Consider the following 20857-nt stretch of genomic DNA (forward strand, 5'->3'; position numbering starts at 1 on the left):
TGTTTTTTTGCTTATGGTAGGATCTGTAATATTCGGAGAGAAGACTGCCAGTGGAAAACTCGAAAATTCGGGAATATCTTCAACAAAATCTTTAAACCGATACTTTAATCTCTTGTAAAGCCATTATAACACTTAAATTCCTCGTTGGTGTTTTTATTTATTTAAGTAATAAGAAATAGGTCACAAAAAATGGGAAAATAATATCGAAGAATATGCTCAAACCTAACACCTATCCACCCTAAAGCACTTTTTGTGCCACTGCCAAATTTATTATTTACTTTTGGCGGTTTTGATCATTTCAACCAAGGTATGGTGGGCATCCTTAGCATCGGTGAGAGTGTGGTCAAATGTTATTCTAATGGGGTTTTGAGGTTCATTGTTAACGGCAATATTCATTCCTTCATGATCAATGGAAATCATGGTGGCACTTTGTACATTTTCGATGTGAGCAAAGGCTTGGGCATAAAGGATTATGGCATCTTGATGATCGTCATTCATGTGTTTACAAATGCGATCGCTTACTACTTGATCAATTACTTGGCTCATTTCTTAAAATTTCTTAACACTATTTACAGGTACAAGATAATTTTAATATTTTCAGGGATTTATGGTGATAGCCTCAAAAAAGAATTGAAAAGAAAAGCTAGATTATCATCTTCGTTAGGGAAAAATATGAGAGTCAACGCATATATCAAAGGTAATAGGTTCAACACCAGTGAATTTTTGCCACAGCAGAAGAAAATTCTTAGGGTATGGGGGTTTAACATTAGGAGCGAGTTTGTTATTCAAAGGTTGTCATAATGACATTCCCATGGGTAATGAAGAAACAATTCCCCCGAAAGAAAACATCATAAAAGTGGGAATACTACACTCCCTCAGTGGCACCATGGCCATTAGCGAAACGGCGGTGGTGGAAGCTGAATTATTAGCCATCAAGGAAATTAATAGAAATGGGGGGGTGTTAGGAAAACAGATTGAAGCAATTATTGAAGATGGTGCTTCCGACTGGCTTACATTTAGGGATAAGGCGAGGAAATTGATTGATAAAGATCAGGTGGTAACGGTGTTTGGTTGTTGGACTTCTGCGAGTCGTCAGGCGGTTTTACCCGTATTTGAAGCCAAAAATCATATGCTTTGGTATCCTGTTCAGTATGAAGGGCAAGAATGTTCTCGCAACATTTTTTATACTGGGGCAACTCCTAATCAACAAATTGAACCTGCGGTGAAGTGGTTGTTGCAAAATAAAGGGGATGAGTTTTTTTTGGTGGGTTCAGATTACATTTTTCCCCGTACCGCTAATCTTATTATTAAACAACAACTTGATGCTTTGGGGGGAAAAACTGTGGGGGAAAATTATTTACCCTTGGGAAATATCGGGGTTGGCTCTATCATTTCAAAAATTCAGGCAACCTTACCCCATGGGGGAATTATTTTTAACAGTCTCAATGGCGATAGTAATGTGGCTTTTTTTAAACAAATTCACGCGGCGGGATTGGGTGCAGATAAATATCCTGTGATGTCGGTGAGTATTGCCGAGGAGGAAGTTCGGCAAATGGGGGTAGAGTATTTGAGGGGACATTATGCCGCATGGAACTATTTTCAAACGGTGGAAACTCCAGAAAATATTAAATTTGTTGATAGTTTTAAGGCTGAATATGGTGCTGATAGGGTGACCAATGATCCTATGGAATCTGCTTATGTCATGGTATATCTTTGGAAACAAGCGGTGGAGAAAGCTGGTAGTGAGATGGATTTAGAAGCTATTAGGGTAAGTGCGATCGGACAACAGTTTAATGCCCCCCATGGTATGGTTACCATGCACCCAAATCATCATATTTCTAAAACTGTGCGCATTGGGCAGGTGAGAGATGATGGACTGTTTGATATTGTCTATTCTAGCGATACTTCTGTAGCTCCTATTCCTTGGAATCGCTTTGTGCCTGAAACTCAGAATTATAGATGTGATTGGACAGATCCTCATAAGGGCGGTAAATATGAGGTGTAATGGTTGTTTTTTCTGCCAAATTGCATTTTATATTTGTCTGAAACATGAACCTAGTGCGGTTTTATGGCTTTAAATTTGTGCAATAAATATATTGTTTGTGCTAGTATCAGCAATAAATCCTTGGAAAAAGACGTTTATGGGTAAGGTTTTAGTTTTAAATGCCTCCTATGAACCGCTAAATATCACCAGTTGGAAAAGAGCGGTAATTCTGTTAATTAAAGGCAAGGCGGAACAGTTAGAACATGATGGAACATTTATTTGTCAGACATTCCCGTTACCCTCGGTGATTAGGTTACGGTATTATGTCAAGGTTCCCTATAAGGAGATTCCTTTAACTAGAAAGAATGTGTTAGAGCGCGATCGGCATACTTGTCAATATTGTAATTATAGAGGGGAAAAATTAACATTAGATCATGTTCTTCCCCGTTCCCGAAAAGGTCCTGATACTTGGGAAAATTTGGTTACAGCTTGTGTGAGGTGCAATATTCGTAAGGGAAATAGAACTCCGAAGGAAGCAGAGATGCCGTTATTGACGCAACCAAGAAAACCTTACAGCAGTTTGCATTTTGAAATTGTTAAGTGTACTAAAGATAATCTTAATCATGAGTGGCGAAAGTATGTCATTGGTATCTAAGGGGCGCTGAAAAAGTGGAGTCATTGAGGTTGAGACACACAAGATAACTTGTGCTGTAAAGTTGATTTTGTGTAGGGGCGTAACATACTACGTCTCTACTTTTGATAGGGATAAATTGTTGGTTTAGTTGTCAATATTTATACACCGACAATTATAAAATTTTGCTAAAATTTAACATTATGACATCAAGACAGATAAACCCATAAAATAGGATATATGCAGGAAAATGGTTTCTACTACTTCTCAAATTATTTTGCTGGTAGATGGTTACAACATCATTGGGGCGTGGAATTCCCTTAAGAAAATGAGGGATAAGAATGGTTTAGAATATGCTAGACAGTCTTTGCTAGATACCCTCGTGAATTACACTGGTTACAAGGCATTAGAAACAAAGGTAGTATTTGACGCTCATTACCAAAAAATTCCTAGCTATAAGGATAAATATAGCGATCGCCTCTGGGTACACTATACATCTTATAACGAAACGGCAGACACCTACATAGAAAAATATTGTGCTTCATTTCAGCGCAAAAACCCCGATACTAGCACCAGAATTGTAGTTGCTACCTCAGACCAAGCACAACGCCACACAGTAGTTGGTTATGGGGCAGAATGGATGTCAGCTCAAGTCTTGGCAAAGGAGATTGATATGACCCAAAAAAGAGAAAAACGCAATCATCGCTCTAGGAATAAACCCCAAGGGCGCTTTTTATTCAACTCCCTCGATAGTAAAACCCAAAAAGCCCTTACACAAATGCGTTTTGGGACTCATCGATGATTTCGCCTTGAATTTTTATTTAGCTTGTGTTATTATAGTTTTTGGTCTTGTTTAAAGCGGACGTGGCGGAATTGGTAGACGCGCTAGATTTAGGTTCTAGTATCTCTGATGTGAGAGTTCGAGTCTCTCCGTCCGCATTCTATAAAGAGTGTTTTAAATAGTAATTGTACTGTACATTAACAAATTATTTGTCATCGGTAACACATTAGTGTCGTCTTAACAAAATAAATGACATGATAACAAAATAATGTCGTTAAGGCAGACGGAGAGACTCGCTTTCAATTCTCTAAAAGAACTCCTCCTTGCTCGGAAGTGATTTACTAACCGCTGGAACAGCATACCTGCATCCTTGTTGCTGAGAGTGCTCTTATTTTCTCCATCCGAAGATAGACAGCATCGGGACAATCAGTTAGCAGGAGCAGAAAGCAAACTTTTAACTAAAAGTAAACTACTCCAAATTTTCGTAGAACAGAGGTCACTAAAACTTGAATTACGGCACTATAGCTATTATAACCCTAGAAGCCATATAATAAACCGTAAGACATATATCCCTCTTTTGTCACTTTCCGAGAGAAAAAGTGGCAAAATAAAAAGATAGTAAAAATGAAACGCAATTATGGCAATGGATATAGCTGAACAAATCAGGCAACACTTACCTCGAAATCCCACAGAAACAGTTCCTCTGATTGATAACTATTGTTCGTTTTATCGTTCTTTATTTTCCGATGTGCGTAATTATGAATATTTTAAATATTTACACTTAGGATTAATTTCAACACTCAAAAGAAAATCTTTGCCAGAAATAAGTAAAATTGTTAATGTTTCCTCTCAAGGTTTACATCATTTTTTGACAAAATCTAATTGGAATTCATCAGACTTGGAAAAAGTACGTTTAAAATATATTTTAAGTATACTGATTGATACACCGATTACAGTAATCATTGATGAAACAGGAGATCGTAAAAAGCGGTGCGACCCCGCATCGGCGAAAGACGCAAGGGAACGCGCACCAAGATAAGGAAATAACACAGATTATACTTCTCGACAATATTTGGGAAGCTTAGGGAAAATAGATCAAGGTATTATAGTATCAGTAAATGTTTATGGTCTTTATAGAAATATTACTTTCCCTTTAGTGACAAGAATATTCAAACCAAAAAAGACTCTCAAAGAGGGTGATGTTTACAAAACAAAAATAGAATTAGCAAGAGAAATTATCGAGTATTTAGTAGAGTTAGGTTTTTCTATTAATTTAGTATTAGCTGATAGTTTATATGGGGAAGCATCGACTTTAATTAATGCACTGAGACAAAATAATCTTGATTTTATTGTCTCTATTAGAAAAGACCATGGTGTTTGGATGCCAAGTTCACAGACGATAAGAGCGAATAAATGGTACAAATTTAAACGAATTTTTAGTGATGGTAAAAAAGAAGATAGATACATTAGAGAAATTATTTATGGTCTCAGAAGAGAAATAACTTATTGGCAAATTACTACTAACACAGAAACTATGCCAGAAAACAGCACTAGTTTTGTAATGACTAACATCCAAAAAACGAGAACTCAACAGAAAAAAACCATGGGAAATTTATATGGTCAACGTACATGGGTGGAGTATGGATTTCGGCAGTGTAAACAAGAATTAGGCTGGACAGATTATCGTTTAACCAAGGGAGAAGATATAGAAAAATGGTGGGAAATTATTAATAGTGTTTACTGGATGATTAGCTTAAAAACTAAACCTATTACAGACTTAATTAATCAAAAAAAAATAGTAGAGACTCAAGATAAGAAAATCTTCATCACAGAAGATTGGCGTGATTTTAGTAGTTGGAAAAATACATTGATTAACTATCGAATTATGGTTAAACCAATGCTCATCTTTTGCACAATGTTACCTTGGTTAAGAATAATGGAGAGCGATTTATTATGGATAGGGTTTAATCATTTACTGAACCACAGCAATAATTGTATGATTCATTTTCTCAGTGGATAAATTCATTTTTTCCGATTAGTTATTTCGGAAAGTGACTATAAATGATATTGAACACGATTTTAGTGCTTTAAAAAGAGCAAAAATGTATAGCGATAGTACAATAACTTTAGATGAAATAATTTACAATTATTGTACTAGCTAAATGTCTCAGTCTTATTTTGATTGACTATATTAAAATTATAGATGAAACATTCCTAATATCAACTTAATTACATAAAAGTTTATAATCCTCTGATTAAATACTTTTACAGTGTTCAAAAAAAAAATTACTGAAAATCATTGTAATTGTGTTGATTATTACAATATTTTCCTCGATGTTTAAAAGTAAAGATATAACGAGAGATTAGGCATAAAATAAACTAAAAAAAAGTAAATTTATACCTAATCATCATAGTAATAGATCTCGTTTTTACCTGAAGTAAATGCCATAAAAATTTATTAGCTAGATAGTGATTTTTTTTGACATTATCAGGAGAGATTTCTTAGACAATGTTACAAGAAAAGTTTAACCTACCGCCTGTAAATCATAAACAAAATTTTCACTGACAACATCAGTTAATTGTTCATGAATTGGTTGTTCAAAACCCCTGTCGATTTCTCGCATGGTGGCTTTTTTGGCTTCGAGGGCTACTTGTAACACTTTCATAGCTTCTTTTGGTTGCCCAGCACCACAGAAAAATAAATCTGCGGCAAAGTAACCATGTTCTGGCCATGTATGAATAGCAATATGAGATTCCGCGAGGGTAACGGTAGCTGTTACACCATGGGGACTAAATTGGTGTACACACATATCAATCAATGTCGCTTTACCAGCACTGATGGCATCTAATAATCCTTGACGGATTCTTTCAGGACTATTTAAAAGATCCGCCGGTGCTTCCCAAGCGTCTACCACTAAATGTGTACCCACTTTATTCATTCTTGTCAACTCACTCTATACTCTCTTTGATAATTTGTATTGGTAAGAGTTTTAGTTTCTGACACTACAGCATCAACCGCCACCCTTCTATAAATAAGAAGATTTAGGAAAATATTGGTAATTGGTAAAATCCTTTTTTCTAATTTTCCTGACTGGGAATCCTGACTAGACTCCTCGGGAGGTAACGATCGCAATTTTGAAGTGCTTAAAAAACTAACTAATCTCACGTAAGATACAATATTATATAAAAATGTCTAATTTGTCAAGAAATTTTACCTATTTTTCTTTGTGTCTAGCTTGAATATCAGAAATAGTAAAAATACTCTCAAATTGTAATCCTTGAGAATGATAAAATTCGGCACCCCCAGCTTGACGATCCACTAAAGATATAATTTTATCAACTTTGTACCCAGCATCGGTGAGTCTTTCTACCGCTAACATAGCCGATTGTCCCGTAGTGACAACATCTTCTAGGACGGTAACGATCGCCCCTTGTGGTAAACTAGGACCTTCGATATAGGCTTTAGTACCATGGTCCTTTGCTTCTTTGCGGATAATCAAGGCTGGAATAGGGTTATTTTCGTAGGCGGAAACCACACTTACTGCACTCACCATGGGATCAGCCCCAAGGGTAAGCCCTGCCACGGCTTGAGCATCATCAGCAAGCATTTCATGGATTAATTTACCCACCGCTAAAGCCCCTTGCGCCCTAAGAGTAACTTGTTTACTGTTTAAATAAAAATTACTTTTTTGTCCAGAGGATAGGGTAAAATCTCCTTCTTGATAGGCATACTCCACAAACATATCCAGTAACTGTTGTTTGAGAGATAAGCTGTTGTTTTCCATAATATTAAAGATATTTAATTCTAGTTTTCGTTACAATTAGAGCAAACATGATTTTAGCAAACAATTAATTATGTTCCCAAAAATTTCTCGTTTTGTCACCATCGCAGCGTTAACCACTCTTACCTGCGTTCTTAATCCTCCTTCTGATGCTAGGGCATCGGATGTCGAATTGATGGCTCAAAGTAGGTATAACTCCCCAGAAGTAGTTGAGCCTGAGGTTACTCTTACATTTCCTGAATTAGTAGAAAAAACTTTTCATTATCACAGTGGAGATTTCTTTGAAAAGTCCTCTATCAGTGGATTTCTCGATTCTATGTTAGGTTTAAGGGGTAGTCTTGAAGGTTCTTATCCCGAAAATAGCATTGCTAGGGATGGTTTTCTCTTGAATGTTATTATGAGCGATTATTTCAAACAACTTCAAGAAGGCTCTCCTCGGGTACGTACGAGGGACATGGATAGTCCTTTCAGAGACTCCCTGAGAACCAATCCCGACTATCTAATCCCTTAAGGGGAAAAATCCAGGGTACAGGAGTTGAACCTGTCTAGGGCGAATTATGAGTTCGCTGCCTCAACCGCTCGGCCAACCCTGGTCACTTTTACCATTATAAAAGATATTAGTACCCTTTTGTCAAATTTTAAAGGTTATTTTTTTGTGTCAAGATAAGTCAATTCCTCTGTAATTGTCTATGGACAGATAATATTTTTAACTATATATTAGTGAGTGAATAAAGGATAAAGTAGGGTTAAAATGCCATGGCTTGTTGGATTTTATTGTTAGTGGGTTACTTTTTTTAAGATATTTTTAAAGTTATTAAATGTTGTTATAATCGTTAACTATGAATATAAATGTAATTACTTTTTTGTTTGTTATTTTTGGTAGTATTTCCGCAGGATTTGCCACAGGGGCGATCGCCCATTATTTGGGTAATGAGTCCTTAGCAGGAATCTCTTCACCCCAAGAAAATCCTACGACACAGTACATTGATCGCAAAAATAATGATCCAGATCAAGAGTTTTCTTTGATAAATGAACAAGAACTTTTAAAAGAAATTAACGACATCAAACAAAGACATAAAAATTCTCGAAGATAATTAATAAAATTTTATTTTAAAAGATAGTAAATGAATAATGATTCTGATAAAAACATAGAAAAACCTTGGTGGAATCGTCCGTTATGGGGCGATCGTACCATGGTAGAAAAACTAGAATCAATCATCCATAAAGATCAAGAAAAAATCCCTGATGAGGTGATAAAACATCACGAACAAGTGATGTCAGAACTAAAAATTTTAACTCCCATTGGTAGAGCTTTAGATAACCCTAAATTTATTGAGCCAGAATTCGTTACCTTCTTCAATATTACCAATCTATTTGCCCAAGAAATAGGAGAATATAAAGGACTAAGAAACTATGTCGCCCTTTTCAGAGTCGCTATAGAAGCACAAAGTACCTTCCTAAAAATTGAGCAAATCGAACTTTCCCACCGCAGTAGCAAACAACAAGAACTTTATCAATTTGTTTTAAATAAATTAGAACAAAAAATAAATGCCGAGGAATTTATCGAAGCATTAAATGCAGAAAAAGATGTAATTTTGACAGGAATAAAAACAGAAGAAGGAAAATTTGCAGTTAATTCCTACGTCGAAACATTAACCGCTGCAGCCCGTCAAGATGAACTAGCCTTAAAATTATTATACCTATTTAAAAAGTATAATTTAGAGGATTTCTCCTTACTAAAAACAGTATCTGACATGATAGATTACCTCCTAACAAAAAATCTACAAAACTTTGAGGAAATAGTTTCATTTGTCAAAATTAACGGAGAAAAATTTATCAAACTCAGTAATATCATTGAAATTCCTGCTGAAAATACCAATGATGAAGATTTTGCCAGAATGTTTCAATACATCGCCCTAAAAAGGAAATATCAAGATCTCTACGTTCAATTTCAAAGACTACTCGAACTATTAACCCTGTGGAATAGCTTTTATGAAACTGCAAAAGACATTAGAGGCCATTATCCCCTTACAGAATTTGATCATCCTGCCGAATTTGAAAAGCCGATTCCGGGAGAAGACCTATACTTTAGGTATAAAAATATTATCAATCAGCTAAAAAAGTAAAGCAAAAATGACCGTAAAAGTTAAATTTTTACCAGATAATGTGATTGCGGAAGCCCAAGCAGGAGAGCCGATACTAGAGGTTGCATCTCGTGCGGGGGTTTTTATTCCTACAGGGTGTTTAATGGGTTCTTGTCACGCCTGTGAGGTGGAAATAGAAACCGATGAAGGACAAGAAGATGTGATTTGTGCTTGTATCAGTGCTGTACCCTCTGGACAAAAAGAGTTAACAATTAATGTATACTCTGATCCTGTTTGGTAAAAGTTTGATTTAAATTATTTATTTATGCCTAAAATTGTTTTAGTCCATCCCCAAATTCCTCCCAATACAGGTAATATTGCTAGAACTTGTGCAGGTACTGCCACAGAGCTTCATTTAGTTGGTCCATTGGGGTTTGAAATTAGCGATCGCTACTTAAAACGAGCCGGGCTAGATTATTGGCCCCATGTTAAATTGTCTTACCATAATGACATCGAAGAATTCTTAGGGGTTGCCAAACAACGAGGAGGGCGCTTAATTGGTTACAGTGTACGGGGAAAAAAAGACTATTTAGATTGTGAATACTTAGAAGATGATTGGTTATTATTTGGTAGCGAAACCAACGGATTACCCCCAGAACTTCTGGCACAATGTGATTTGACCAGTTTTATTTCCATGGAGGAAGGCACCGTGCGCAGTTTAAATTTATCGGTTAGTGTTGCGGTTGTTTTATTTGAAACCCGTCGCCAATTACGAAAATTGTGAACCAAAAACCTATTTTCACAGTCACAAATAGACGAGACTAATTAAACCAAAATATCATCATCAATTTTTTTTGACAGTTTTTTGATCTTTTCGATCACAAAGTGTACATTTACTGATAGATTGAGTTAGTATTTAACTTTAAAATATCTTAACAATTTCTTAAGATTTAATGACTTTGATGATGACTTAACAGTAATTTCACTGATTTCTGTTTGTAGTTTTCTGTCTATTATTTTGATTAGTATTAAGTAACAGGAACGAAATAATGAATTTTCAATATACATCTAAGGATATTTATAAAGGAGCATTGGCGATCGCCCTAGGAATTATTGCAATACCAGAATCAGCATCCGCAGTAGTTATCAATGAAACCGCCATTAATAGCCCTACTCTTTTAATCAGTAACTCAGAGCAACTAGCTTCCTTAAGCCCAGATAAAGAAGAAATACAAAATACCGAAGTATTTAACCCAACCCCAGAAGGACTACAGAGACAAAAACTAGACATTGCCAGTAACCGTAGATTGAAACAACTACTTAGTGCCAATGAACAACCTGAATTGTCCGCTGTATTTGAACTAAATAATAACCAAGAAGCAGAAAATATCAACAACCCCCAACAAATCAGTAACTATCAGGGCAACACACAACAAAACACCCCTAGATTAAACCTGACTCAAAATCAAGAAACAACCATCGCCCAATCATCTCCAGAAGGCATTCCCATTGCAGTAGAAAATGTTAGCCCCGAATCTACATCTGGGATTCCGATTCCAGTAATAGTTCCTGCATCGGAAAATACACCACAAAACATCTCCCAGAATCAACCCGTTTTGATTCCCACACAAATAGACTTCACCATCAACGATAATAACTCCTCTTCAAGTTTTGAAGTCAATGATCAAGCAACTCTTACGGAAAACTCTTCGCAAAACGCCTCTAATCTTCCAGAAGACTTTACCCAAAAATATGAGCCTGAATATAGAGAAACTGCGGTTGTACCCATTCAAGTACAGAGCTTTACCAGCAATAATCAACCTACCCTCATTACCGATCAAGAAACACTTAATTTCAATACTAGAGAATTCAGCAATAATGATCCTACCCAAGTAACACCCCCAACGGAAGTCGCATCAATTCCCGTTCGTATTCAGGTGGACTCCTATAACCCAGCAAATATGCCCCCCGCAGGAGATATTAATTCTCCCGATATTCCTCCTCAACTCAACTCCCCCGAACAATTTTTACCCGAAACCCAAAGACCTTTTAATGGCTATATGTGGCCAGCAAAGGGAGTATTTACCTCTGGATATGGACCTCGTTGGGGTAGAATGCACCGAGGAATAGATATTGCAGGTCCGGTGGGTACTCCTATCGTTGCTTCCGCAGATGGAGAAGTGATTACCTCTGGTTGGAATTCAGGAGGTTATGGCAACTGGGTACGCATTCGGCACGCTGATGGCTCAATCACTCTTTATGCCCACCACAGCCGTAACCATGTTCGTGCAGGACAAAGGGTAAGACAGGGGCAGTTAATTGCCGACATGGGTAGTACTGGATTTAGTACAGGACCTCACCTTCACTTTGAAATTCACCGTGGAGGACGAGCTGTTAATCCCATGGGGCATTTAGCTAGAAGATAATTTGAGTTTAAAAAATAATTATTTGTTAAATCTCAATGAAAGAGATCTTCAAAACAGAGGTGATATAAGTCATCTGGTTATAAATCTACTTACAAAAATCCCCCCTTGTAGTTAATTGTTGAACTTGGGGGCATTAGTTTTTAGCTTAATTTTCTGCGTCGCTTTGTTTTTTATCAGCTTTACTGTAGATACTTTGTTAACTATGCTTTAATTATCTATCTTTAATTGATAGTTGCGGGAAGCTAAACGAGCTTTTCCTGATGATGCCCATTGCTCTAGGAATTCGATTTGTTCTCGGGCAGTACGGGCTAGGGGTATAATTTGACTAGCTGCCATGAGAATGTCATCGGTGATAAAGTCACGATTTTGACTAAAGCCGAGGTGCATAGCTTCAATGATGGTTTGTTCGATTTCTGCCCCAGAAAATTCGGGGGTTTCGTAGGCAAGTCTTTTCATGTCAAATTTTTCGAGGTTGTGGGGGCGTAGTCGGTTGAGATGCACCGCAAAAATGGCTTCCCTTTCGTCTTGACTCGGTAAACCCACAAAGAATATTTCGTCAAACCTTCCTTTTCTTAAAACTTCTGCTGGTAAATTTTGAATATTATTGGCTGTAGCTACCACAAAAACAGGGCTTTTTTTCTCCGCTAACCAAGTGATAAATGTGCCGAATACTCGGCTGGTGGTGCCTGAGTCGCCCCTACCGTCGGCACCTGAAAATCCTTTGTCTATTTCATCAATCCAGAGAATACAGGGGGAAAGGGCTTCGGCTAGGTTAATCATTTGTCGGGTGCGGGATTCTGATTCCCCCACCAAACCGCCGAAAAGTCTGCCTACGTCTAGCCTGAGGAGGGGTAAATGCCAGTGATGCGCGATCGCCTTTGCGGTGAGAGATTTTCCTGTGCCTTGAATACCAACGAGTAGAAGTCCCCGAGGATAGGGCAATCCGTAAGCCCTGGCGGATTCGGAAAATGAACCTCCCCTTCTGAGTAACCATTCTTTGAGGTTATCTAAACCACCGATGTCCGATATTTGTTCTTGGGCAGGGTAGTAGTCGAGGATTTGGGTTTGACGTATGGTCTGTTTTTTCTCCTCTAGGATTAGTTCTACGTCTTCGGCTTCTAATTTGCCATTTTGGGCGATCGCCCTTGTCAATACCCTTCTGATGCGTTCTAGGGATAGTCCTTGGGCAGCCCTAACTAATTCAGTTAAAAGTTCATCATCCAACGATTGCCCTATCATTAACCGCTCAATTTCTTCTTTGATTTCCGTAGCTTGGGGTAAAGGAAAATCAACCACCGTAAAAACTTCTCTTAATTCGGCAGGGAGGTTGACTTCCGAGGCAATGATAACAATATTTTTTGGTTGGGCTTTGAGTTTTTTGGCAAGGTTACGCAGTTTACGGGAGATGGAAATATCTTCTAAAAATCTTTGAAAATCTCGCAGGATAAATACTCCCCCTGTGTTAGGGGGCAATTTCTCCAAAAATTCGAGGGCTTGGAGAGGATTACGTTTGCCAAAATTGGTATTATTAGGATTATCTTGATAACCGTCCACAAAATCCCAGATATAAGTATGACGATTGCCCATGGTTTCGATAATAGATGCGATCGCCTTTTCCACCCTTTCCTCTTCACTGCTAGAGACATAAATAAGGGGATAACAGGCTCTTAATAATAGGGAAAATTCTCGGTTAAATTCTTTCATTCCAGATTTTGACCAATGTTGGATTAAATATTTTTCGCACTCTTACTAATTTATCATGACAGAATTATAAATATTATTCATCACCACCTATGACCAAAAAACAATCTATTCTTTATCAACCCTTATTATTAAGAATATTTCACAATTTTCAAGCCATATTTACTATCTTGGCGATGGTGACTGCGTTTTGGACATACAACACCTACGATGGCCGATGGGGAAAAATCAACTTTCTTCCTGATTGGAATGCCATCGAGGGTATCCATGGAACTTTTGGTTTATGGAGTTTACTATTATTTCCTGTTTTCGCTGTTTATGTTATCCATCGTGGACAAACAAAATTAATTCAAAAAAATACCCCTAATCAACTAAAGTTATTTAATAAATCCATCTGGTGGTATTCTCTCCATAGAATCGTCAATACCCTTAGTATTTTTAGTTTAGTATTTGCGGTTTTTACTGGGAAAATGATGAATGAAAAATGGTTACCTCAAGGAGAATTAAATCATATTTGGTATTATTTACATTTGATTTCGTTATTAGTGATAACTTTAACCCTCGCTCTACATTTATTAATGGGTGTAAAAATAGGCGGTTATCCTCTACTTTTATCTATGGTAAATTTACAGATAAGGGATAAGGATAGTTGGCGATTATGGAAGGAGAATATTATTAATAATTCCTCTCAATTTAAACAATTAATAGTTAAAGAATGGGGAAAATTAGCTCCCCATTTTAAGTTATTAGAAATTGTTATTTTATTATCTATTCTTAGTGCTTGGTTATTTTCTTTTATTAAATAAATTGTTGTCAAATTAAAAATTGTACCTCATGTTGAAATGAATACCATCATCCTGAATATTATCGGTGCGATCGCCCAAATTTATCAACGGGGGTGCATAATCAAGACGAAAATAAATATTTTGTTTTGGTTGCCAAATCAACCCCATACCAAGGGATGCAAGGAAATTTTGCGAAGGTAAAAAATTAGGATTACTCGATACATTCCACACCGCCCCCATATCAAAAAAAGGTACTAATTGTAATACCGACTCCTGCGCCTCATTGCGTGAAACGGTGATTCTATCTTCAATGGAAAAACGAAAACCATTATCTCCTGATCTTGCATTTTGCCGATAACCCCGTAAAGATTGACCGCCACCAATGCTAAACTGTTCCGAGGGTAAAAGGGCATCCCCTGTTAACTGCACATCTCCTTGAATAATCAAAAAGTGATCTCGCCCCAATAGTTGCACCCTCTGCACCTGCCCATTCCAAGCAAAAAAGTAACCGTCAGGATTATTCGGCGCTTGACTGGTGGTAACATCAAATAAGCCCATACCTAGCCTAAATTGCGATCGCACCGCCCATGCTCCAAACTGCTCTCTCCTAACATAGTCTTGCCCAAAAGTCAATACATTCGTCCGAGAAATACCATTTTCATCCGGCCCAATGCCAAAAGGGGTAGGCCCTTGAAAAGTGAAAGTTTGCCCTGTGCGATAAGTCATCCCCAAAGAAAGGGCAAATTCTGCCAACGGAGTGCGCATCAAAGGTTGACGATAACTCACCTCATAAAACTCACTACTACCACTAATATCCAATACCTCAAACGGGCCACTAACAATGCGATTTCGTTGTAAACTAACCGTTGTATCCAGAGTGCCATTGATGGGATTAAGGGGCGCTGAATAGGTAAAACTCAGATCATAAGTACTCAAAAAATCCTCAAAACGAGGACGAAACGACACCGAAAAAGTATCCCCAAAACCAAACACATTGCCATGGCGTAAATCAATATCCCCCTGCACATCTCCCACTCTTGGGGGAGAATAATTATTAATAGCCACCGAGCCAGAAAAAGGATTCGCCTCCGTCACCCGCACACTGAGAATGCTTTGCGCAACGCCCTTTCCACTCCTTAAACTAGCTTCAACATTATCGATTAAAGGGTCAGATTTTAATAACTTCAATTGGTCTTCTAATTTATCAGAATTAAAAGGCGTTTCAGTACCAAGGGCAATTCTATCCAAAACGTAACCTTCTAACCTATCTCCTCCCTCAATTTCTACAGCTTGAATTTCCCCTTCTATTACCCTAATTATGGCCACCCTATCACTATCTATATTTGCCACAAAAGCCCTTGTCGTCAAATAAGCATCATTGAGATATAACTGAGTAATATCAGCACTGATTTTTTCTAAATCTTGGTTAGTAAATTCTTGACCATCATAGGAGGTAATAATTTGAGCAATTTCTGCCCCAAAAATAGAATTACCCTCAACCCTAATACTTGTCGCCAACCCTCGATCATTTTCTGACTGAGATAACAAAAAAACTTCTTGATTTAATTCCTCAGAAATTTGATTACTTTCTATTCTTTCCAAAGCAAAAACCCACGGACTTAAACCGAAATTATTTAAGCCTAAATACCCACATAAACAAGAAACAATAAAAACCAGTTTAGAATCACCCATAAAATTTGACCAAAAGGATATTTATAGACTGAATTAATTTTAACTAGATTTTATTTTATCGATTAATCTTTTCTGCAATTCGTGCTTGTTTAGAATCTTTACCAAAAAAGAAAAAACCCAATCCTAGCCAGACAATCAATAATAGAGAAGTCAATAAAAGAATGGACAAAGAGCCAAACTCATTAATTAAAATGGGGGCTGCCGCAGTAAATAAACCTCCTCCGACAATGGGTTCAAAAAATAATTGTTTATAGGCAAAACTTTCAAAAGCACCAGATTTATTATCAGGATCAACCATTCTTAAAAGTAAAATTCCCGTAGCCGTAACTCCCATAGATTGACCAAAATCACAGATACCACGCTCAAACCAATAGGAAGGAATGATTTTAGGGGCAATTACTACAAAAGCAAAAATATTCCAAATTATACCAACAATTCCTAGTAATAAAAAAGGGATGATATTGGCTCCCAAAACCTGTAAAGAAATAGAAGCAAGAGCCGTCCCCACCACTATATCAAGGGCTAAACCAGCCAAATTATTCATTAAACGACGATTTATTAATTCCTTCAGACCTATTTTTTCTAAGGTAATTTGAACTATAATACCTCCAATTAAAGCCATGGGAAAAAGGGGAATATAATTCATCAAAGTTAATCCTGTGGCTCCCCATGTCATCGATTCAATGAATTTTAATCCTTCTAAAATTAACCAACCAATGGCAATAGCTAAACCGACAAAACCAAAGTTTAAGGAAAGAGGATCAATTAATAAATTTTTATAGAGTTGAATTCTTTTTAATTTTATTTTTTCTTCTTTTTCTTTTATTTCTGAGGCAGATAAACCCTCATAGGTAGAAAATTTTTGACCTTCTTTTTTAAAGGTTTTGATATGTCCTTTTTTTCTGCCCCAACTAGCTAATAATGTTCCTGTGATAATCCCTGAAACGATACCAACGGTGGCTAATCCGAGAGCTAAATCTCCCCCTTCAGGAAAATTTAAATCAATAAAAGTTTGTTCCATTCCTGCGGCGGTGCCATGCCCTCCTTCAAAGGCGATTTCGATGAGACTGCCCACAAGGGGATTCATATCAAATACAGGTACAAGGATTAGAAGGGTGAGTAAAATTCCCACCACATATTGCCCCCATGCCAAAGTTTGCCCAAAAACTACTTGAGGGGCTGCTTTTTTCCAAATTTGTTTGGGATTGGGTATGGATTCCCCTAGGAAAAGGGCGGCAAAGACAACGTTGATAAATACCCCCGGGGATTGTTGCCAAACGGTGCGTATGGGCTGACTAAATAAACCCCCTGCAAAAAGGGCATTTTCTCCTCCTAGGTTGGTTATTATGGCACCCAAGACTTCTTGCCCTAGCAACAAGACTAAAAAACCTGCCACCACTGATTCGGGAAGGTATAGTTGTTGAATCCAACGGGCTTTTTGTTTTATCAGTCTAGCTACTAATATGAAGATTGATAAAATTACGAAGGCGAAAAGTGCGTCTCTTAAGCTAAACATAGTTTGATAAGTAAGTAATGGGTAATGGATAATGGATAATTAGTGGTTAATTTTCCATGGGTAAGTCTTTCCAGTCTTCATATGGTCTTTCTAGGGAAAATAAGAAACTTTTGGAAAGGAGAAAAACCCCTTCTGATTGGGAAGCCGATTCGGGAAATTTTATTAGGCCATATATTTGGCTATCGTCAAAGTTACTACCTCCAATGTTTATTTCATAGGTTTCTTCGTTGTCTAGGGTTATGATGATTTTAGCTCTAGGAGTTTCTAAACCATATTCTGATAAGGATACTTCACCCATGGGAACTTCTAACTGTCGGGTGGCTTGGGGAAAAAGGTTTAATAAAAATGAAATGGAGGCATCGTTGGCTTTAACCAATTCTGGCTCGATCATTTGCCATGGTTGCACTTCTGCTTGGGTTTTTTCAAAAACTAAGGTTTGAGTATCTTCTAGGCTCTGTGGGGGGTCAATGGTGATGGTTTTTATTTGCTCTGCGTCAAAGGGGAAAAGGCGATCACGAAGTGCCTCTGTGCGATCGCCCTGTGGTACTAAATTTTCGTTGTCATTGTTTGTTACATTAGATTGAGGGCGAATTTCTACAAGATAAATAATGGAGGCAAGGCTAACAGCAAATATACTTAGTAATATGGTACTGCGGTTAAATTTCATATGGACTCATTCAATGGATGATTATTTAATTAATTTTCAACTAATTTATTTTAGTGGTTAACTAGATTGGATAAATTGATTATAGGTTTTATTTTATTCAAATCTTTTTTAACAAGAAATGCAAGGATATTTGTTGAAGTCAATCCATAGGACTAACTTTTTTATCTTTTTCTCCCAATAATCTGCCCTTATGTATATTTATATATAATTAATATTTTCTCTTTTTATTATGGTTAATAAAGTTGTTTTTTTTACTATTTGGATTTTATTTATAGGTTACGGATTTTTATTTGCCCCTCCTGATAATCCTGAGACTATGGATTTAATCATTAATCTTTCTAAGGGGAGTTGGGATGGTATCAACCCCTATATTATCAGCTTGTTTAATCTCATGGGAATCTTACCGATGATTTATGCTTGTTTACTTTTGGTTGATGGTAGGGGGCAAAAATTGATGGCGACTCCTTTTATGGTGGGTAGTTTTTTCCTCGGGGCATTTTCTCTTTTACCTTATTTTGCTTTGCGGGAATCTAATAATACTTTTGTGGGGGAAAAAACGATATTTATTAAAATTGTCGAAAGTAAGTTAACGGCGATCGCCCTTATAATCGGTACTACTATATTGGTGGTATCAGGGGTAAAAAATGGTAACTTTAGTGATTTTGTTTATCAATGGCAAAATAGTAAATTTATCCATGTGATGAGCCTTGATTTTTGTCTGTTATGCTTACTTTTCCCTGTACTTATTAAAGATGATTTGGCAAGACGTAATATTAATAATCCCGTGCTAAGGGCGATCGCTTTTATACCTTTATTTGGTACTTTAATATATATGATATTACGCCCCTCTTTATCCACTGATGAAACTCCTAATAATTCTGAAGTATTAGCATGATATTAAACAGATATACAAATTGTATATTTTAAACTTTAAAAATCAAAAAAGTCTCCCGTAATTGGGGGATTTAGGGGGTGAAACTACTTCCTAAGCCTCTCTCACAACATTAAAAATTACAAAAATTCTCCCCAAATTGAGGCTTCAAAAAGCCAAACCATTGCCCATTCCCTATTGTCTAAAATAACAACATGGATTTATTTTCCTTAGAAAAACTACTCTTTACCCCCACCTCCAAAAACCATAATCCCATCTCCCTTATCTACGCCTTTCCCAATGAATATACCGTAGGAATTACCAGCCTAGGTTATCAATTAATTTGGGCAAACTTTAGTACCCGTGAAGATGTAGAAGTTACTCGTTTATTTACTGATATTGAGGAAAAATTACCCCGTCATCCTGAAATATTAGGCTTTTCTTTTTCATGGGAATTAGATTATGTTAATATCCTTGATTTATTAGAAAAATTACAAATTCCTATCTATGCTAAAGATAGAACAGAAAACCATCCTTTAGTATTTGGAGGAGGCCCTGTTTTAACCGCTAATCCCGAACCATTTGCCGAATTTTTTGACGTTATCTTATTAGGAGATGGAGAAAATTTAATTGATAATTTTATTGATAGTTTCCAAGAAATTAGAAACGGTGATAGACAAGAAAAATTAATCCATTTAGCCCAAACCCCTGGTATTTATTGCCCTAATTTATACCATGTGCAATATGAAGATATAACGGGAAAAATTAAATCTATTACCCCCATTAATGAGCGCATTCCTGCGGTGGTGGAAAAACAAACCTATCGAGGAAATGTCTTGTCGGCTTCTACCGTTGTCACGGAAAAGGCGGCATGGGAAAATATTTTCATGGTGGAAGTGGTGCGCAGTTGCCCCGAAATGTGTCGTTTTTGTCTGGCAAGTTATCTTACTTTACCATTTCGCACCGCTAGTTTAGAAGGTTCGTTAATTCCTGCCATTGAAAGGGGGTTGAAATATACTAACCGTTTGGGGTTGTTGGGGGCATCGGTTACTCAACACCCAGAGTTTGAGGAGTTGTTAAACTATATCATGCAACCAAAATATGATGATGTACGCCTCAGTATTGCTTCGGTGCGTACGAATACGGTGACGGAAAAATTAGCTCAAACCCTTACCAAAAGAGATACCAAGTCTATTACCATCGCCATCGAAAGTGGTTCGGCAAAAATTCGCCAAATGATTAATAAAAAGTTGGAAAATGAGGAAATTATCCAGGCGTCTATCAATGCGGAAAAGGGTGGTTTAAGGGCGATTAAGTTTTATGGCATGGTAGGCTTACCCCAAGAGGATAACAGCGATTTAGATGCCACCATTGAGATGATGAGGGCGGTTAAAAAGGCTTCGCCACGGTTAAAAACTACCCTCGGCTGTAGTACATTTGTACCAAAAGCTCATACTCCTTTCCAGTGGTTTGGGGTAAATAAGCAGTCGAAAAAGCGTTTACAGTATTTACAAAAAAATCTGGCAAAGGCAGGGGTTGATTTTCGCCCAGAGAGCTATAATTGGTCTGTGATTCAAGGGTTAATGTCTAGGGGCGATCGCCGCTTAACTAAACTGTTATTATTAACTCGTATTTATGGAGATACTCTGGGTAGTTATAAACGGGCATTTAAGGAATTAAAAGGACAGTTACCTAGTTTAGACTATTATGTTCATGATAATTGGGAGTTAGAGCAGGTTTTGCCCTGGAGTCACCTCAAAACGGCTTTACCTGATGAGACTCTGGTTAAACATCTACAAATGTCTTTACCCAATGAAATAAGCTGATAGAAAGATCAACACAAGCAAAACACAATAAATTAAAATCTTATTAACTATCATCATCCCCAGTAAGAAAAAAAAGCCTAATTGAGTATTTTATTGTCACATTTCGTGGTT

Annotated in this window: 19 protein-coding genes, 2 tRNA genes and 3 pseudogenes; 15 read left to right on the top strand and 9 right to left on the bottom strand. The window is 37.1% G+C overall.

Translation table 11 applies throughout. From position 1 onward, the window contains the following. Positions 1 to 270: 270 nt before the first annotated feature. Positions 271 to 546, bottom strand: coding sequence for a DUF2470 domain-containing protein (locus AA637_RS10185; RefSeq protein ID WP_446682661.1), 276 nt, complete (start codon positions 544 to 546; stop codon positions 271 to 273). A 232-nt stretch (positions 547 to 778) separates the two neighbouring features. On the opposite strand from AA637_RS10185, the gene urtA reads away from it, so the two are divergent. The 6 genes and pseudogenes from urtA to AA637_RS10215 all read left to right on the top strand — a co-directional run. Beyond that, the gene (urtA, locus tag AA637_RS10190) at positions 779 to 2005 is read left to right on the top strand and encodes an urea ABC transporter substrate-binding protein (protein ID WP_446682662.1); all 1227 of its coding nucleotides are present in this window, start codon (positions 779 to 781) and stop codon (positions 2003 to 2005) included. A 136-nt stretch (positions 2006 to 2141) separates the two neighbouring features. Continuing rightward, positions 2142 to 2639, top strand: a complete 498-nt coding sequence (locus tag AA637_RS10195; protein ID WP_069790364.1) for an HNH endonuclease — start codon at positions 2142 to 2144, stop codon at positions 2637 to 2639. 226 nt (positions 2640 to 2865) lie between these two features. Beyond that, positions 2866 to 3417: an NYN domain-containing protein gene (locus AA637_RS10200; protein WP_446682663.1), complete on the top strand. Its 552-nt coding sequence runs from the start codon at positions 2866 to 2868 to the stop codon at positions 3415 to 3417. Between the two features lie 56 nt (positions 3418 to 3473). Then, positions 3474 to 3554: transfer RNA gene (locus tag AA637_RS10205), tRNA-Leu, on the top strand. Positions 3555 to 4039: 485 nt separating this feature from the next. After that, a pseudogene (locus AA637_RS10210) lies at positions 4040 to 5416 on the top strand (IS701 family transposase). A gap of 37 nt (positions 5417 to 5453) precedes the next feature. After that, positions 5454 to 5558 (top strand): annotated as a pseudogene (locus tag AA637_RS10215) (IS630 family transposase); the annotation flags it as partial. Between the two features lie 363 nt (positions 5559 to 5921). On the opposite strand, the gene speD reads toward AA637_RS10215, so the two are convergent. The 3 genes from speD to pyrE are packed head-to-tail and all read right to left on the bottom strand — an operon-like array spanning position 5922 to position 7181. Further along, the gene (gene speD, locus AA637_RS10220) at positions 5922 to 6335 is read right to left on the bottom strand and encodes an adenosylmethionine decarboxylase (protein ID WP_446682664.1); all 414 of its coding nucleotides are present in this window, start codon (positions 6333 to 6335) and stop codon (positions 5922 to 5924) included. Between the two features lie 5 nt (positions 6336 to 6340). Beyond that, positions 6341 to 6562 carry a hypothetical protein gene (locus AA637_RS10225; protein ID WP_446682665.1) on the bottom strand — a complete coding sequence of 74 codons (222 nt, stop codon included), beginning with the start codon at positions 6560 to 6562 and terminating at the stop codon, positions 6341 to 6343. A 49-nt stretch (positions 6563 to 6611) separates the two neighbouring features. Beyond that, the gene (gene pyrE, locus AA637_RS10230; protein WP_446682666.1) at positions 6612 to 7181 is read right to left on the bottom strand and encodes an orotate phosphoribosyltransferase; all 570 of its coding nucleotides are present in this window, start codon (positions 7179 to 7181) and stop codon (positions 6612 to 6614) included. A 70-nt stretch (positions 7182 to 7251) separates the two neighbouring features. Between pyrE and AA637_RS10235 the strand changes: the two genes are divergently transcribed. Then, complete coding sequence (locus AA637_RS10235) at positions 7252 to 7689, top strand: hypothetical protein (protein ID WP_069791147.1); 438 nt, start codon at positions 7252 to 7254, stop codon at positions 7687 to 7689. Positions 7690 to 7698: 9 nt separating this feature from the next. On the opposite strand, the gene AA637_RS10240 is transcribed toward AA637_RS10235, so the two are convergent. Continuing rightward, positions 7699 to 7771, bottom strand: a tRNA-Ile gene (locus AA637_RS10240). Positions 7772 to 8017: 246 nt separating this feature from the next. On the opposite strand from AA637_RS10240, the gene AA637_RS10245 reads away from it, so the two are divergent. From AA637_RS10245 to AA637_RS10265, 5 genes and pseudogenes are all read left to right on the top strand, one after another. Then, complete coding sequence (locus AA637_RS10245; RefSeq protein ID WP_446682667.1) at positions 8018 to 8272, top strand: hypothetical protein; 255 nt, start codon at positions 8018 to 8020, stop codon at positions 8270 to 8272. Between the two features lie 30 nt (positions 8273 to 8302). Then, positions 8303 to 9304 (top strand): hypothetical protein, encoded by a 1002-nt coding sequence (locus AA637_RS10250; RefSeq protein ID WP_446682668.1) that lies wholly within the window; start codon positions 8303 to 8305, stop codon positions 9302 to 9304. 7 nt (positions 9305 to 9311) lie between these two features. Then, the gene (locus AA637_RS10255; protein WP_446682669.1) at positions 9312 to 9563 is read left to right on the top strand and encodes a 2Fe-2S iron-sulfur cluster-binding protein; all 252 of its coding nucleotides are present in this window, start codon (positions 9312 to 9314) and stop codon (positions 9561 to 9563) included. Positions 9564 to 9587: 24 nt separating this feature from the next. Continuing rightward, positions 9588 to 10046 (top strand): tRNA (cytidine(34)-2'-O)-methyltransferase, encoded by a 459-nt coding sequence (locus AA637_RS10260; RefSeq protein ID WP_446682670.1) that lies wholly within the window; start codon positions 9588 to 9590, stop codon positions 10044 to 10046. A 1162-nt stretch (positions 10047 to 11208) separates the two neighbouring features. Then, positions 11209 to 11688, top strand: a pseudogene (locus AA637_RS10265) (M23 family metallopeptidase); the annotation flags it as partial. A 207-nt stretch (positions 11689 to 11895) separates the two neighbouring features. Here the strand turns inward: AA637_RS10265 and AA637_RS10270 are convergent. Further along, the gene (locus AA637_RS10270) at positions 11896 to 13392 is read right to left on the bottom strand and encodes an AAA family ATPase (RefSeq protein WP_446682671.1); all 1497 of its coding nucleotides are present in this window, start codon (positions 13390 to 13392) and stop codon (positions 11896 to 11898) included. Positions 13393 to 13481: 89 nt separating this feature from the next. On the opposite strand from AA637_RS10270, the gene AA637_RS10275 reads away from it, so the two are divergent. Beyond that, positions 13482 to 14195, top strand: a complete 714-nt coding sequence (locus AA637_RS10275) for a cytochrome b/b6 domain-containing protein (RefSeq protein WP_446682672.1) — start codon at positions 13482 to 13484, stop codon at positions 14193 to 14195. Between the two features lie 12 nt (positions 14196 to 14207). Here AA637_RS10275 and AA637_RS10280 read toward each other — a convergent pair whose 3' ends face one another. The 3 genes from AA637_RS10280 to AA637_RS10290 are packed head-to-tail and all read right to left on the bottom strand — an operon-like array spanning position 14208 to position 18049. Further along, positions 14208 to 15866: a ShlB/FhaC/HecB family hemolysin secretion/activation protein gene (locus AA637_RS10280; RefSeq protein ID WP_446682673.1), complete on the bottom strand. Its 1659-nt coding sequence runs from the start codon at positions 15864 to 15866 to the stop codon at positions 14208 to 14210. Positions 15867 to 15921: 55 nt separating this feature from the next. After that, entirely contained in the window at positions 15922 to 17382 is a 1461-nt protein-coding gene (locus AA637_RS10285) for a sodium/glutamate symporter (protein ID WP_446682674.1), read from the bottom strand. A gap of 46 nt (positions 17383 to 17428) precedes the next feature. Next, complete coding sequence (locus AA637_RS10290) at positions 17429 to 18049, bottom strand: DUF4340 domain-containing protein (RefSeq protein WP_446682675.1); 621 nt, start codon at positions 18047 to 18049, stop codon at positions 17429 to 17431. Between the two features lie 229 nt (positions 18050 to 18278). Between AA637_RS10290 and AA637_RS10295 the strand changes: the two genes are divergently transcribed. After that, positions 18279 to 18944, top strand: coding sequence for a DUF2834 domain-containing protein (locus tag AA637_RS10295; protein ID WP_446682676.1), 666 nt, complete (start codon positions 18279 to 18281; stop codon positions 18942 to 18944). 191 nt (positions 18945 to 19135) lie between these two features. Continuing rightward, positions 19136 to 20746 (top strand): B12-binding domain-containing radical SAM protein, encoded by a 1611-nt coding sequence (locus tag AA637_RS10300; RefSeq protein ID WP_446682677.1) that lies wholly within the window; start codon positions 19136 to 19138, stop codon positions 20744 to 20746. Positions 20747 to 20857 lie beyond the last annotated feature (111 nt).

Source organism: Cyanobacterium sp. HL-69, assembly GCA_002813895.1.
Lineage (GTDB): Bacteria > Cyanobacteriota > Cyanobacteriia > Cyanobacteriales > Cyanobacteriaceae > Cyanobacterium.

Coding starts and splice junctions, on each gene's coding strand:
- AA637_RS10235 (WP_069791147.1), top strand. CDS start 7,252: ATGTTCCCAAAAATTTCTCGTTTTGTCACCATCGCAGCGTTAACCACT.
- AA637_RS10275 (WP_446682672.1), top strand. CDS start 13,482: ATGACCAAAAAACAATCTATTCTTTATCAACCCTTATTATTAAGAATA.
- AA637_RS10245 (WP_446682667.1), top strand. CDS start 8,018: ATGAATATAAATGTAATTACTTTTTTGTTTGTTATTTTTGGTAGTATT.
- AA637_RS10290 (WP_446682675.1), bottom strand. CDS start 18,049: ATGAAATTTAACCGCAGTACCATATTACTAAGTATATTTGCTGTTAGC.
- AA637_RS10300 (WP_446682677.1), top strand. CDS start 19,136: ATGGATTTATTTTCCTTAGAAAAACTACTCTTTACCCCCACCTCCAAA.
- AA637_RS10295 (WP_446682676.1), top strand. CDS start 18,279: ATGGTTAATAAAGTTGTTTTTTTTACTATTTGGATTTTATTTATAGGT.
- AA637_RS10270 (WP_446682671.1), bottom strand. CDS start 13,392: ATGAAAGAATTTAACCGAGAATTTTCCCTATTATTAAGAGCCTGTTAT.
- AA637_RS10280 (WP_446682673.1), bottom strand. CDS start 15,866: ATGGGTGATTCTAAACTGGTTTTTATTGTTTCTTGTTTATGTGGGTAT.
- AA637_RS10185 (WP_446682661.1), bottom strand. CDS start 546: ATGAGCCAAGTAATTGATCAAGTAGTAAGCGATCGCATTTGTAAACAC.
- AA637_RS10255 (WP_446682669.1), top strand. CDS start 9,312: ATGACCGTAAAAGTTAAATTTTTACCAGATAATGTGATTGCGGAAGCC.
- AA637_RS10200 (WP_446682663.1), top strand. CDS start 2,866: ATGGTTTCTACTACTTCTCAAATTATTTTGCTGGTAGATGGTTACAAC.
- AA637_RS10285 (WP_446682674.1), bottom strand. CDS start 17,382: ATGTTTAGCTTAAGAGACGCACTTTTCGCCTTCGTAATTTTATCAATC.
- AA637_RS10250 (WP_446682668.1), top strand. CDS start 8,303: ATGAATAATGATTCTGATAAAAACATAGAAAAACCTTGGTGGAATCGT.
- AA637_RS10195 (WP_069790364.1), top strand. CDS start 2,142: ATGGGTAAGGTTTTAGTTTTAAATGCCTCCTATGAACCGCTAAATATC.
- pyrE (WP_446682666.1), bottom strand. CDS start 7,181: ATGGAAAACAACAGCTTATCTCTCAAACAACAGTTACTGGATATGTTT.
- speD (WP_446682664.1), bottom strand. CDS start 6,335: ATGAATAAAGTGGGTACACATTTAGTGGTAGACGCTTGGGAAGCACCG.
- AA637_RS10260 (WP_446682670.1), top strand. CDS start 9,588: ATGCCTAAAATTGTTTTAGTCCATCCCCAAATTCCTCCCAATACAGGT.